Source organism: Acidovorax sp. YS12 (genome assembly GCA_021496925.1).
Classification (GTDB): Bacteria; Pseudomonadota; Gammaproteobacteria; order Burkholderiales; family Burkholderiaceae_C; genus Paenacidovorax.
This window is the reverse complement of record CP053915.1, coordinates 1086252-1100153: the sequence shown is the minus strand read 5'-3', so window position 1 is coordinate 1100153 and position 13902 is coordinate 1086252. Positions and strand designations below refer to the sequence as shown.

9 protein-coding genes are annotated in these 13902 nt (G+C 61.4%); 5 read left to right on the top strand and 4 right to left on the bottom strand.

All coding sequences use genetic code 11. From position 1 onward, the window contains the following. From YS110_05020 to YS110_05000, 5 genes are all read left to right on the top strand, one after another. Window positions 1-708, top strand: coding sequence for a conjugal transfer protein TrbF (locus YS110_05020; GenBank protein UJB64166.1), 708 nt, complete (start codon window positions 1-3; stop codon window positions 706-708). Continuing rightward, complete coding sequence (gene trbG / locus YS110_05015) at window positions 705-1712, top strand: P-type conjugative transfer protein TrbG (protein ID UJB64165.1); 1008 nt, start codon at window positions 705-707, stop codon at window positions 1710-1712. The genes YS110_05020 and trbG overlap by 4 nt, the downstream gene beginning before the upstream one ends. A 2-nt stretch (window positions 1713-1714) precedes the next feature. Next, window positions 1715-3001: a TrbI/VirB10 family protein gene (locus tag YS110_05010; protein ID UJB64164.1), complete on the top strand. Its 1287-nt coding sequence runs from the start codon at window positions 1715-1717 to the stop codon at window positions 2999-3001. After that, window positions 2998-3264 (top strand): DUF2274 domain-containing protein, encoded by a 267-nt coding sequence (locus YS110_05005; GenBank protein UJB64163.1) that lies wholly within the window; start codon window positions 2998-3000, stop codon window positions 3262-3264. The genes YS110_05010 and YS110_05005 overlap by 4 nt, the downstream gene beginning before the upstream one ends. 443 nt (window positions 3265-3707) lie before the next feature. Then, the gene (locus YS110_05000) at window positions 3708-4820 is read left to right on the top strand and encodes a site-specific DNA-methyltransferase (GenBank protein UJB64162.1); all 1113 of its coding nucleotides are present in this window, start codon (window positions 3708-3710) and stop codon (window positions 4818-4820) included. A gap of 265 nt (window positions 4821-5085) precedes the next feature. Here YS110_05000 and YS110_04995 read toward each other — a convergent pair whose 3' ends face one another. From YS110_04995 to YS110_04980, 4 genes are all read right to left on the bottom strand, one after another. Next, window positions 5086-6255: a DUF3578 domain-containing protein gene (locus YS110_04995; GenBank protein UJB64161.1), complete on the bottom strand. Its 1170-nt coding sequence runs from the start codon at window positions 6253-6255 to the stop codon at window positions 5086-5088. A gap of 14 nt (window positions 6256-6269) precedes the next feature. Next, window positions 6270-10535 carry an AAA family ATPase gene (locus YS110_04990; GenBank protein UJB64160.1) on the bottom strand — a complete coding sequence of 1422 codons (4266 nt, stop codon included), beginning with the start codon at window positions 10533-10535 and terminating at the stop codon, window positions 6270-6272. Window positions 10536-10631: 96 nt separating this feature from the next. Continuing rightward, the gene (locus YS110_04985) at window positions 10632-12800 is read right to left on the bottom strand and encodes a DEAD/DEAH box helicase (GenBank protein ID UJB64159.1); all 2169 of its coding nucleotides are present in this window, start codon (window positions 12798-12800) and stop codon (window positions 10632-10634) included. Continuing rightward, window positions 12800-13654 carry a DUF1837 domain-containing protein gene (locus YS110_04980; protein ID UJB64158.1) on the bottom strand — a complete coding sequence of 285 codons (855 nt, stop codon included), beginning with the start codon at window positions 13652-13654 and terminating at the stop codon, window positions 12800-12802. Before YS110_04980 ends, YS110_04985 begins: the two co-directional genes overlap by 1 nt. Between the last annotated feature and the right edge of the window lie 248 nt (window positions 13655-13902).

Sequence of the window (13902 nt, the reverse complement as noted above, 5' to 3'; positions counted from 1 at the left end):
ATGCGATTCCAACGACCCCAGCGGCGGTATTCGGAAACCCCCGAGCCCGTCACCCCCTACCAGGCGGCCGGACAGGCCTGGGACCAGCGCATCGGCTCGGCCCGGGTGCAGGCCCGGAACTGGCGGCTCATGGCTTTTGGTTCCCTGGCGTTGGCCCTTTTGATGGCGGGCGGCTTGGTCTGGCGCTCGGCCCAGTCCATCGTGACACCCTACGTCATTGAGGTGGACCAGGCCGGGCAGGTGCGCGCGGTGGGCGAGGCGGCCACGCCGTACCAGCCGAGCGATGCGCAGATTGCTTTTCACCTGGCGCGCTTCATCACCGACGTGCGCTCGCTGTCCATCGATCCCATCGTGGTACGGCAGAACTGGCTGGAAGCCTACGACTACACCACGGACAAGGGGGCGGCGACGCTCAATGACTACGCGCGGGTTGCGGACCCGTTCTCGCGCATCGGGCAGCACTCGGTGACCGTGGCCATCAACAGCGTGGTGCGCGCCAGCGATGCCTCGTTCCAGGTGCGCTGGACCGAGCGGCGCTACGTCAATGGCGAGGCGGCAGGGCTGGAGCGCTGGACGGCCGTGCTGTCCATCGTGCTGCAGGCCCCGCGCAGCGAAGAGCGCCTGCGCAAGAACCCATTGGGCATCTACGTCAACGGCCTGTCCTGGAGCCGGGAACTCGATGCCAGCGAAGGAGTGAAGAAACCATGAATGCACGAATCCCCTACCGCGCCCTGCCGCTGGCCCTGCTGGCCGTCCTGGCCACGGGCTGCGGAACCCAGGGCAAACCTCCCCCATCGATTGCGCTCGATGAGCCCATCCAGGCCCAGGCCTTGCCCGAGCCTCCCAAGCCCATCGAGGTCGTGGCCGTGCCCGAGGTGCTGCCCATGCCTGCGCAGATGAAGCCCCTGCCCAAGGGCGGCGGGGCACAACCCGCCCCCGAGTCCACCGACGAAAAAGCCCGCGTGGCGCGCGCCAACGCTGAGGCCCGCGTAGCACCCACACGTGAGGGCTACGTGAATGCCATCCAGGTTTGGCCCTACACCGACGGGGCGCTGTACCAGGTCTATGCGGCGCCGGGCCGGGTGACGGCCATCGCGCTGCAGCTCGGCGAGGAACTGGTGACGGTCGCCGCCGGCGACACCGTGCGCTGGATCGTGGGCGATACGGCCAGCGGCGCGGGCGATTCGCTGCGCGTGAAGGTGCTGGTCAAGCCGATCCGCTCCGGGCTCAAGACCAACCTGGTCATCACCACGAGCCGGCGCACCTACCTGGTCGAGCTGACCTCCACCGAGAAGGCCTGGATGGCCTCGGTGTCCTGGGAGTACCCGAAGGACAAGATGCTGGCCCTGCAGCGCCAGGCGCAGGCAGCCCAGGCGGCGGCTCCCATCGAGAGCGGCCTGTCGCTGGAGAAGCTGCGTTTTCGTTACGCCATCGGTGGTGGCAACCCGGCCTGGAAGCCGCTGCGTGCCTTTGATGACGGCGAGAAGGTCTACATCCAGTTCCCGGCCGGCATCGCTCAGGGCGAGCTGCCACCCTTGTTCGTGATCGGGGCGCAAGGGGGCGGACAGCTGGTGAACTACCGCTTCCGGCCGCCGTACTACATCGTGGACCGGTTGTTCGGCTCGGCCGAGCTGCGCCTGGGTGGAGGCGGGGGCCGGGATGGCGACGTGGTGCGCATCGAGCGCACGGACGGCGTAGGTGGACGGCTTTGACCATGGACAGCCGCGACTCTTCCAACGCCGCCGCTCCGCCGCAACCGGCCAAGGTCACCCCCGAATCGGTGGCGCTGCGCGCCGCGCCACGACCCGTGACGCGGCTGAACCGGCGCATGCTGGCTGTTCTTGTGGGTTTGCTGGCTGCCGCCGTGCTGGGCGCCACCATCTGGTCGCTGCAGGGCAGCCACCGGCGTGGCGCGAATCCCTCGGAGCTCTACAACGTCGATCGGGTGTCAAAGTCCGAAGGGCTGGACCGGTTGCCGGCCGACTACGGCGGACTGCGGCCGCCAGAGGTGCCCCGGCTCGGACCTCCGTTGCCGGGGGATCTGGGGCCGGCCATCGTGAAGGCGCAGGGGCCGGTGGAGCCAGGCTATGCGCCACCGGGCCATGATCCTGCGGATGCGCTGCGCAAGGAGGCCGAAGCGGCAGCAGGCTCGCCGGTGTTTTTCCGCACGGGGGGAGCGCAGGCAGGGCAGGGGGCGGCGCAGTCCGTGGCGATGGCAACACCTGCGGCGGCATCGGGGCTGGCGGGATTCGATCCATTGGGGGCGGGGCCTGCCTCGACCGCGGCGCAGCCCGCGGATCCCACGGCTAATCAGAACCGGCAGGAGCAGAAGGAAGCCTTCCTGAAAGGCGGTTCCACGGAAACCCGGAATTCAGGAAGCCTGCAGATGCCTTCCTCACCCTACCAGGTGATGGCCGGGACGGTGATTCCGGCAGCACTGGTGACGGGGATCCAGTCGGACCTGCCGGGAGACGTGATCGCCACCGTAACGGAGCCGGTCTACGACACGGCCACAGGAAGACATCTGTTGATCCCGCAAGGCTCGCGCATCCTGGGTCGCTACAACAGCCAGGTGAGCTACGGGCAGAGCCGGGTGCAGATGGTGTGGAGCCGTATTGTCCTGCCGGACACTTCGTCGCTGGCGCTCGACAACCTCGTGGGCACCGATCCGGCGGGGCGCGCTGGACTGGAGGATGGGGTGGACTGGCACTGGGGACGGGTGGTCGCGGGGGCGGCGCTGACGACCTTGCTGGGGGTGGGCGCCGAACTGGCCGCTCCCGAGAACCGGCAGAACGGCAACCGTGTGGTGATCGCGGGGCGTGATGGGCTGCAGGACAGCGTGAACCAGGTGGGGCAGGAGATGACGCGGCGCAACCTGAACCTGCAGCCGACGCTGACCGCGCGACCGGGGCTGGCGGTGCGGGTGATCGTGAACCGGGATCTGGTGCTGAGGCCCTACCAGCCGTTGTTCGTCAATGGCGGCAGAGGAGGGACGCGATGAGCACGCCGAGGAAATTGCGGCTGGGGCCGCTGCCCAGGACGGAGAGCGTCAAGCTGACCTTCACATGCACAGCAAGTCTCAAGGCTGAGCTGGACCGGTATGCAGCGCTGCATGCGCAGACCTATGGGGAGGCTGTGGATGCCATGGCACTGGTTCCGCACATGCTGGAGGCGTTCATGGCGCGGGACCGGGGGTTTCGCAGAGTGGGTCCGTCCAGCGGGGTGACTTCCGCGAAGCAGCAGCCCGGTGGACAGGGGCCGTAGCGGCGCGAACTGGATGTGTAGAGCAATGTTCCATGCGTGCGTTCTGTACCCCTTGAGATTGACTATTAACTCCAGCCTTTCGCTGTGGAGGCGTGGGCGTGCGGCCCGCTCAGCGAGTGAATCGCTCCGCAACCTATCAGTACTTATGTCGAGTTTTGCCTGGAGCTGTATTGGGCGCCGAGGAATTGCCTTGGCCGTTTGAGAGGCGCCCTTGCCGCATGGCCGCCAAGGTGTGCGCTTCGACTTGGGCGCGGGGTTCTCGCTTTTGAGGTTTCCGGGTGCTAGCTCAAGGCTGAGAGCGGAATTCACCAGCATCCGCTTTTCGGCTACACGGTACTGGCCTGCGAATCCAAGGGACTGTGACGGTTAAATGAGCGGCAAGGGGATCTCCTGTCGCAGATAGCCATCGGCGACTACACTTGGAGCACTGCGAATTTTCCCCAATGCGCCCTCTTGCCTACAACCCCTCCTTTGCGCTAAACGCCATCTGCCCGTACTTCACGATGTTCCCTTTGGAATACCCGCTGAAGGTTCTTCGGAAGCATCGGGCGGCAAAGCCGGTAGTTGTGGATCCATTTTGTGGTCGGGGTACGACGCTGTTCGCCGCACGCACTCTTGGACTTGAAAGCTGGGGCATCGACACGTCGCCGGTCGCTGTGGCAATCGCGAAGGCAAAGCTTTCCAACTCCACGGCCGAGGACGCGCTGTGTCTGGCCCAGTTACTGATTCTTGCGATCAAGCCCGAGCATGTTCCGCAAAGCAAGTTCTTCAAGGCGGCGTATCACCGCAAGACGCTGCAGCAAATCTGCGCGTTACGAGAGGGGCTTCTCGAGATCGAGGACACCGATGAGACGGTAATGCTGAAGGCCGCCGTCTTGGGGTGCCTGCACGGTCCGCTATTGGTTAGCGGCGCATCCTCGTATTTCTCGAATCAGATGCCGCGCACCTTTGCGCCCAAGCCCGACTATGCGGTGGACTTCTGGGCCAAACGGAATATGGTCGCCCCTGAGGTTGACGTTGTCGGCGTCCTTGAGCGCAAGCTAAAGCTCATCGCCGCATCCAAAGCGTTGCCCAAGGCCGCACACACTAATGTCGTGCGCGGCGACTCGACGGTTGCAGCGAGCCTTCCATCGGGTCGAAACCATTCGGTGGTGGTGACATCTCCCCCCTACTATGGAATGCGCACTTACGTGCAAGACCAGTGGTTGCGTAATTGGTTCTTGGGTGGACCTGCGACCGTGGACTACAGCGCTGGCGTGCAGCTGGAACACACAGGCCAGGACGTTTTTGCCAGCTCCTTGGGCAAGGTGTGGGCCAACATGGCCGATACGGACGCTGATGAGCTGCATATGTACATCCGCTTTGGTGTGATTCCTTCGGCGAAGGTCGATGCGAAAGTGCTGATGTACAAGTCGCTTGAGGCATCAGGCGTTGCCTTCAAGGTCAAGTCAGCCCGCAACGCATCCTCTGCGCACTCCGGCAAGCGACAAGCTCAGCAGATGCGTGCGGGCTCGGGTGCCTGCGACGAGTACGATTTCCACGTTGTCAGACATTGATTGAGCCGCACGGAGATGTGCAATCCAACGGCATCATTGCTCCTATTCATCAAGGAGCTTCGGAAGTGATGGTTGCGGAGAAAAAGGCTTTGGCCATCGTGGTAGATGGAGCGGCAACCGACAGTCTGTGAAGACGACTTGATATGGGCGCCGAAGTAGGCGAGGTGGACTGGGCAGGCTTACGGCAGCGGCGTCGAGACCTTCTAGTAGTTGTCGGGGGCCGCGATGCGTAGTCGCTAGGCGGCACTCTCTGCGCGCGAGGACGTCAATGCCGTCGGTACATCCGTTTGAGCAGGGGAAGGCTGCACTCAATCCCGCTGCGTCGCAGACGTTCTGAGCGTTTGGCGTGCAAGGCGTCTAACAACGGTTCTCTGGCGGTTTTGACTGCAAGATGGATTTTTGCGTGACAGCCAGCGCAGAGCGCTACAACGTTTGCGGGCACATCGAGGCTGGCATTCGGAAAGCTTCCTTGCTGGCTCAACGGAATGAGGTGATGCGCTTCTACATACGGAAGACCTGTAGCGCTGGCGATAAACGGGCTGGTCCCGCAGCCGGCCTCGCAGCAATGTCCAGCAAAGTGCAACGCGGTCGCGGCGACTGCCGGATCGCGCTGATACACAACGCGAGTGCCTAGCATCGAGCGCTTTGGTGGTAGCTTGATCACATCTTGTACTTCGACGGACGGTACTGTCGACGACTTCCGATTTGCCGTCTCCTGAAAGATGCGCTCTTCGTCGGCGGCAGCGCCCACGGCGCCGGCAAACGACGGATCTCGTGCAAGCTCTAAGGGCATGGTCTCGTAAAGAGCCAGCAGGTTGTCCAACGCTTCTGCAAAAGTCCTGGCCTGCGATTCATCGAATCGCTCGAGCTCGAAGCAACGGCCATAGATTGCGCCCACCTCATAGGCCTGGCCATAGGGGTACCTGGCAGCAAGGTCTATTGGGCCTTGAGCAAAGCCGTCGGGCGCCGACATAAGTTCCGCAAGCAGGGCGGATCCCTGGCGCAGCGCTTCGAGCGACCGGCTTGGCCCGAAACGGTCCCGAAACTGAGAAACGCCCTGGTTCAACGTGACCCACAGGCGTCGACAGTGCTCGTCGAACAACAGTGCGATGTAGATACCATGTGTCGGTGACGACGTAGCGTCCTGGCGCAAGAGCATTGCATACGGGATCAGCGTATAGCGTCGGCCTAGCTGCCCAGCGGAGGACTTGACCACGTAAGCAGCGGCTCGCGAAGAAATAGAACCGCGCAACCAATCTTGGAAGGTGCTTTCTAAGGCTAGGACGCTGGAGGGGGGAACCTCGCCTCGGCGGCGCCATCTCTGTTCACGAAGACCCGTCTTGTCGAGCTGTCTTGTGTCGGCAATGTATCGGCTGCTGATGGTGTTCAGCGTCCTAACGAGTTGGCTTGTGCTTGTTTCGGTGACATCGTTCATGGTCGGGCTTGCGCTCAAGCTTTAAAGCGCAGCTTCCCCCCGCGCATAGTGCCGTTCGGCAGCTGGATGTTGATGAGCTGCTCCTGGTTGCAGAAGTCGTCCACGTAGTCCTTGATGGCGTGTGCAGTCAGAAGCGCCTTCTTGTCCTGCGGCACGTGGCCAGCCAGGGTGGTCGGCATGATGACGATGCACTTGGCCATCGCTCGGGAGATCGCGACGTTCGTTCGTTGCAGCTGCATCAGGAATGCTTCTTCGCCTGCAATGACGTCGGCGTCAGCAACCCCGAATGACACGACGATGACGTGGCGCTCACCGCCCTGGAACTTCTCGACAGTGTCGACGGCCTCGTCAATCAGGGCCGCCTCGCCAGGCCACAGCTTCGTCAACTCCCTGACGACCAAGGCGCGCTGCGCGCGGTGCGGCGTGACGATGCCGACTGAGTTGTTCCAGAACTGTTTAGCCGTCGGTGGTTCGTGCGTGACGCTCGGCTTCTGTCCGTCCAGCTCAGCGCTGAGAGTCTCACGAAGGCTCCAGACCAGAGATGCGACAAGCAATGCTTCAACCTCGTTGCCTTGCGAAGAAAGGTCGTCGTCGTGGAGCAGGGTCATCACCGCCGGCTCTGTGCCCACCATCTTCTGCAGTTCTGGCCAGTAAGGCAGCATCGCCGGGAAACCGACCGATGGACCCGGGACCACTGAAAGGGGATGGACTGCGGTCTGCTTGAAGTGTGCCGACAACTGTGTGGGATAGCCGATGCCGCGTGCGTACGCGACGATATCCTCGTGAGAGCGGTAGTTCTCGGTGAGGTCACAGGTGATCACCGGAGTACCGAAGTCGCGGCCGCGCAAGTAGGCCTGAATGCTTCCAACCAGATACTCAGCGCCAACAGGCGGCTCCAGCGATGCGATCGGCGGCATCTGTAGATGGTCGCCTGCAATGACAGCACGCCCGCCCCACTTAAGAGCTGCCAAGGGTGATATCGCGCGGGTGACCTCCACTTGCGAGCTCTCGTCGATGATGACCACGTCAAACACCGGGGCGACCATCCTTCCTTGCATTTCTTTGCCGAACTTGAAGGCTTGCATTGCGCTTGTGGCGACGATGGTGATTGCGCCTGGAAAGTTCAGACTCGGCAAGCATTTGTCCTGATAGACATGGTCTTCTGACCTGAGTTCAAGCGTTCTGGTCCGAAGATGTGCGCCAGTTGGATCGAGAGCCATATGCTGGCGCCCCTTTCCGTAGCACATAAAGACCGAGCTCTTAAAAGAGGTGTCGGTGTTGAGAAGCTTAATGACTCGACCGACGAGCTCCTCAACCGCCTTGTAGGTAAAAGCGCTCAGCAGGATGTTGATGCTCTTGCCTGACATCGCGGCATGGCTCGCAAGCGTGTGAACGTAGGCAGCCAAGGTTTTGGTCTTGCCGGTTCCGGGCGGGCCCCACACGACGGTCAGCGCACGTTCCAAAGCGTGAGCAACCGCAGCTTCCTGGCTCGGATTGAGCTTGTGCGTACTTGCCGCAGATTGCGCCAGTGCAGCCGCCTGAGCCGGTTGCATCAGCACTTCTGCTTGTAGCCCTGGTGCGTCCCAAAGCACTCGGGCAAGTGGCGTTACGACGTCCTTCCCAGCTGCACCGGTTGAGGTTGCACCCAGCGCTTGAATGCCGCTTGGATCGGGCTTCGCAATCGCAGGCTTTCCCACCTCCCTGAAGATCTTCGAGCTGTACTTGGACCAATCGAAGCTCGACTTGCTGTCCGTTAGAAAGATGTCGCCGGAAAGGTCGAGAACCTTGTGCTTGTTAAGGTAATCGAGAAGGTGCTCTGCCTTGGGCGCCTCAACCAGAACCTTCGCGCGCTTGTTAACCCGGTCCAGCGAGATGAGCTTTGCCTCCAACTTGCTGTATAGCGGGAACGAAAGGTCTGCTATATCACCTTTGTAGTAGGGGAGCGGAGTCGGAAGGAAATCCTTCGCAGCGCTCAGTGGGAAGCCAGGCGCAGACTCCAAGCCGATCGCGAGATAGCCCTTCCCATCCTCAAACTTCGACTCCGTGGAGGTCGGGCGGACGTCAAAATCCCATATGTCGGTGTTGGGGACGCGAACCCCGTTGCGAAGACGCAGGGCTTCGTAGTTGGCCTCAAGGGCTTGAGCGTCGAGCGCGAGCCGCTGGTGCGCCTCTGCACGCTCTGTCGCCAGACTGAGCTTGTCCCACCAAATCCACATCTTTGCGTCGAAGGCGACGCCCACGGCGCCCCTCGGATTGGACAGGTCAATCTTCGGGTTGCCGGCCTTGATGCTTCCTTTGAAGTCGGCGCGCAGCTTGTCGGTAATGGTCGCGATAGATGCGGACTGCCTAGCAAGTGCGCCCACGTACTCGGCAATGATCGTGTTGCGCGTCTTCATCTGCTTACCGCGATGAATCTCCGGCTCGTTGCTCCAGATCTCGTAGATGCGCTCCCTGGGAATGCCGTTGGTCAGGAACTCCCGGTAGAACGCGTCCTTCTCGACAGGATTGAATGTCGACGCGCGGTAGTGCTCTGCAGTGTCAAAGAGGGTGATGACGTGGGGCACGGGTGCAAAGATGACACGGCGCACGATCTCGTCGATAAAGACGATGCACGGCGGCAAAGCTCCGGCCTCTTTCTCCATCAGCTCGTCCGGAGGGAACATCCATGCCAGCGCGCGCTGCTTCTGGTCCGCCAGTGCAAGAACTTTTGGTAGATGCCGCCCCACCGCGTTGCAGAGCTCCTTGTACTGTCGCGCTTCCCAGAATGCGATCTGCCCCTTGAGTGGAGACTTGCCGAGAGAAGTGACGTAGTTGTCGGCCTGTTCGATGTAGTCGGACAGGGTCGATAGGAAGGACTTCAGCTCCGTCCATTCGGCAGCAAGAGACTTCTGGTCGACCGCGAAGCCCTGGTGCTTCCAGAACAGCGGTGACTGGCCTGTAACGTATGCTGTCGCTCCGCCACCAAGGGCGAGCCCCGTCAGCAGGCCGGAGCTTGGGTCGAAGTTGACCGCCACCGAGAGCGTCAGGTTCGGGAAGGGCGCTAGCGTCGCGAGCAGCGCGGCAGTATCGACATCTAGGGTGTTGTTTGCCAGCGCGTTCGCTCGGGCGGGAAGCTTCGCGCCCTCCCGCTTCAAGAACGTGTGCATGGCGTACACGGGCTCCAGACCAGTGGTCGCCGCAATCGCCTGTGTCGTACTGATGGACGCGGTGTAGAGCATCTTGCGGCCACCGCGGGTCATGCCTGCAATGCGACTCAAGTGCTGCGTGAGCTCAGCGCCCGGATGGCAGTAGTGGTCTGGCTTCGCTGCGAGCTTGAGCTTGAAGTCGGATGGCACCCAGCGGGCATACCCAAGGAAGTCGCACGATGAACAGCGGGAGTCGACATGCCACTCCAGGTTCCTCCAGCCATCTGCCTTGGCGTCACCGGTGGACACGACCCGCGGCAGATCTTCGCGGAAGAAGCGCAAGACCGTGGGGAGGTAGAACCTCAAGTTCGCGTCTTCGCAGTCGGCCATCAGCGCCTCAAGAAGCTTGGCCGCCGGCGGGACAGGAGTCTTGGAACACTCCACGTCGAAGACTGACTCGCCTTCTTTGAACCGTGTCCAAAGCGCGCACCCGGTTGCGACGAAGAAGTGCTTGTCGTTGCCCGTCTCCTCCAGCCAGTTCGCGATCATCACGGCGTAAAGCGCGACCTCCGCCGAGTAGCTGGGGTTCGCCTCAGAGGTGTGCTTGACGTCGATGACGACGAGCGCTCGGCGGTTGTTGTCGTCAGCACCAAGGGGGCGGCGCCCACCTTTGGGCGTGACTGCCTCTTCTCCAGGCCGGGGCTGCCGAACGATGACGATGTCCGGAATCAGGCCGTCCATCGGCGGAATCAAGCCCTGCTGATGCGCAGGAACTCCTAGGTTCGTGAGTACTCTTGTCTGGAAGTGCTTGGGCTCAATCTTCCCCTGCAGCAGGAAAGTCGGATTGGCGGACGCCGAGGAAAGCAGGTCGCCCAAAGGCTCCTGTTTCGGTTGGCCGTTCTTGCCCTTCGAGAACAATACGGCGGAGCCGAAAGCTGCGATCAGCTTGTCGTTTCGCAGCTCCTCGAAGTTCCGACCCTCGGTCTGCAGCACGCCCACGCTTGGACGAGCTGGCATCGGCTCGGGAAGCCCCGCATCCTCGAGCACCTTGGGAATGTGCAGGGACAGGAAGAGCTGCCTGTCGCACTTGGTGCGCAGGTACTGCGACAGGGTGGTCTTGGTTATCCGCTTGGGCAACCCGAACGTAGTTGACATGGGTGATACCTCCTCGTATCGCTGACCTGCGAGCAGCTCTTTGTCCTTGCGATATGCCGCGCTGATGCAGCCTGGCTGCCGGGCGCGACCTTCGCTCTAAATCGATTTCTTGACGTCTTCCACGAGCTGCCGCTCGAATTGACTCAGCTGGGGCACGGTTTCTAGGCGCAGTGCAGCCAGCTTGCGCAGTGATGCATCCAGGGAACCACCGGCCGCCAGCCTTGACTCAAGCTTCTTCGCTAGCGGGAAGGGCAAGCCGTACTCATCAAGGGCGCTCAAGGCTGGGTCTGAGAACAGGCTCTCTAGCTGACCGACGTAAGCTGCGTAGTTGGCGAGCTTGGTCCGGCCCTTGCGCCGAGCTACTTCGTGGTGAATCCGGCTGACCGCCATGGCCAGTTTGGGGAAGCGGTAGGTTGGCCACTGACGGATGAACTCCAGCACATCCTCGACCGCGTCGTCGGGCTCCTTTTGCTCCTTGCCGTTCATCTCATTGGCTATCAGCTCCTTCAACGGGGTGTTCCGGAGCTGCCACAGCCGGAATGCCAGCTGCCGTCCTGAGCTGACGCCATTCACGCGGCCGCTTTCGTGGACAAGATGCTTCCAGATGACCTCGCACAGCAGCACCAGCTGCTCCCAGTCCGGGAACCCCGACCATCCCAGCTCATTCAGCGTCCGGGGTGTATCCAGGATGTGCCTTGCGAGCGAGAGCTGATCCGCCGGCTCGATGCCCGAGTTCTGACGCAGAACGTCCCAGCTCAGAATCTGCTGCTGCCTCAGCGGCTCCAGGCGCTTGCTTGCAGCCTCTGCCAGGTCCGGCTCTTCAATCTGGATCAACAGGCCGTCCGTCGCCAGGTTCTCCTCCTGAGAGAAGACAGGTATTTCGACGAAAGGCAGGTTGGGCTGCGGCGGGTCTTCGAAGACGAAAACCTTGCCAATGAAGTGCTTGAACATCCGGCCCGACCTGCCGCGGATGTTGTTGAACGTGAAGTAGTCCAGGGTTCGGGCGGGGGCGCCAATCTTGTGGTCAAAGATGACGACGTTCTTGGCCTTCGTGTTGACGCCTTCGATCAGCGTGGAGGTGCAGACAAGGAAGTCCAGCTCGCCTTCGTTGAACCCTTTGACGCTGAGCTGTGCCAGCGCTCGCGGCATACGCCCGTGATGCATACCGACGCCGCTCTTGAAGCCTTTGACGAGGGTCCAGTCAGGGTGGTAGTGCTGAGCAGTCCACTTGGCTGCGTCCGCCATCCCAATCTTCCGGTTGGGGAGCTCTTTCGCCAGCAGCTCGGTGACCTTGCGCACACGTCCCGGTGACGAGCAATAGACCAGCGTGGGGCCCTTCAACTCCCTACACAGCGACAGCAGCCGCTCCATCTCCTGCCCAGGCTGTGAGGTGACAGGGATCAGCTCTGTCACGACGGTGGCGAAGTCGGTACGGATGAATTGGCTTCGGAAGCGCTGGGGGAAACCCGGTGGCAGGCCGTCGATGTTCGGACCGAGCAGGTAGAACTGCTTGGCCTTCTTAGTCAGCTTGTAAAACGCGTGGTTGAGCGTCATCGCCCGCTGCGCGTCCCCTCGAGGGTCCAGCTTGTAAAACTCATCCAGGACGAATAGGTCAATGTCCGGCAGGTCGGGAAAGTCGACTGCCCGCTCCTGCGTCAGCACGAAGACGTTTTGCCGGGCTAGCGCTTGGCTTGCATGGGTGATGACTTTGTGCGTCTGCTTGTATGCGACCAAACGTCGGCGTGTCTCGTCGATGAGAGCGATCGTCGGCACTACGATGACGATGTTGGAGAACTTGCCGGTGTCGATGAGCGCGTCGATGAGGGAGCTCTTACCGAAGCTGGTGGGCGCGCTCAGGATGACGCTCTCACCGTTCAGCAGCAGGTGAAACACTTCCGCTTGAACCCGGTGGAACACCAACCCCTTCTCGCTCTCCAGATTCTCTTCCTGCCCGTCTTGGAGCTCGCCCGCCATGACTGAGGGTCGATGAAGCTCGCGCGCGATGGCGTCCTTGAGCCCCAGCTCTTTGGCGTCCAGGTACGGGTAAAGACCCAGGTGCCGCACCAGGCCATTGAGCATGTCACCGCAGTTCCGAAAGGCTTCGCGCTGGTCAAGCGCACGGAGAACAAGCTCCTGCACGTGCGGCTGTGCAGATTCCTGGACGCGGCTCGCCTGCCAGCACAGTGACTGAAGGATCTCGAATGCGTTGTCTGGCTTCGCTTCGCCAGCACGAAGAATACGGGTGACCTCGTTCTCGCTGAGCATCACTGGAGCCTTTTCAACTCGTCATCAAGCTGCTTGACCAAGCTTGCCTTGGAGTTCAATGGAATGACGAACAAATGGACGCGGACCGGCAAATTCATCGGCTTGAGCTTTGCACTCAGCTTCGCTTGAATCGAACTTGCCTCCGCCTTCAGCGCTTGAACATACTGCGCCGTTGTCTTGGTATGGCTCTTTAGGGCCGCGCTGTCGTAGGTGATTAGTACCGGGACGCACGCGGCGTCAAACACCTCGTCAATCGAGGTGTTCTTATGCAGCAGTTTTGAAAGCTTCGGGTAGTGAGGCGACGACTTGTCGAGCTTGTTTGCGATCAGCGCGACCTCGTTCTCCATATAGTTGATGCGCGTGTGGTCCAAAATCTCCTTGGCAACATCTCTAACCGCGCTCGTTGCGTTGTCGTAGAACTTCACCTCACCAATCCAGAGCTCGAGCTTCCCCCCAACCTCGACCACGTGGACGGCGTCGTAGCCTTTCACTGTGCCGTTCACGGAATCTTTCCAGTACATCTTGCTAATCGCCGGTACCGATTGGTAGATTTGGCGCAACGCGATGTGTAGAAAAAGCTCACCGAACTCGCCGCGATGCTTGTACTTGTCGGTCTGGTAGACAAGTCCAGCAGCTTTCCGGATCAGACGAAGAGCGTTTCCAGGCTTAAGCTGGTCGAGTTCATCAGCGGCGAGGCAAAACTCCGGCAGCCACTCCATAGCGTGTTCCGCAAGAGCCTCTCCACGCCACTTTGTGCCCGCATACCCGGCGCAAAGGGCAGAAAGAGTCGGATCCAGTGTTAGGTCACTCACAGCAATGGTGAGAAAAGGATCCGGCGGAGCAGGATACGGCATGTACGAAGGCTCTAGGAGTCTGGATTACTCATTGTCTACTACGTGTCCACCTGTAACGGCCAATTTAGGTTGATCCCTCTCAAGATGAGTATGAACACTCGCGGGGACAGCGACTTGGCGGCGTCTTTCTGCGCGAAGGGAACGTTCAGGTACTGCCGGGAGATGGGAAATCAAGGGGCTGCCAGGCAGCGCCATTGTGGTCCAAGGGGCTGGGGCTACGGAGCGCATCGGCTATAAACCGGGATTCA

Coding starts and splice junctions, on each gene's coding strand:
- YS110_05020 (UJB64166.1), top strand. CDS start 1: ATGCGATTCCAACGACCCCAGCGGCGGTATTCGGAAACCCCCGAGCCC.
- YS110_04995 (UJB64161.1), bottom strand. CDS start 6,255: ATGAACGATGTCACCGAAACAAGCACAAGCCAACTCGTTAGGACGCTG.
- YS110_04980 (UJB64158.1), bottom strand. CDS start 13,654: ATGCCGTATCCTGCTCCGCCGGATCCTTTTCTCACCATTGCTGTGAGT.
- trbG (UJB64165.1), top strand. CDS start 705: ATGAATGCACGAATCCCCTACCGCGCCCTGCCGCTGGCCCTGCTGGCC.
- YS110_05010 (UJB64164.1), top strand. CDS start 1,715: ATGGACAGCCGCGACTCTTCCAACGCCGCCGCTCCGCCGCAACCGGCC.
- YS110_05005 (UJB64163.1), top strand. CDS start 2,998: ATGAGCACGCCGAGGAAATTGCGGCTGGGGCCGCTGCCCAGGACGGAG.
- YS110_04990 (UJB64160.1), bottom strand. CDS start 10,535: ATGTCAACTACGTTCGGGTTGCCCAAGCGGATAACCAAGACCACCCTG.
- YS110_05000 (UJB64162.1), top strand. CDS start 3,708: ATGCGCCCTCTTGCCTACAACCCCTCCTTTGCGCTAAACGCCATCTGC.
- YS110_04985 (UJB64159.1), bottom strand. CDS start 12,800: ATGCTCAGCGAGAACGAGGTCACCCGTATTCTTCGTGCTGGCGAAGCG.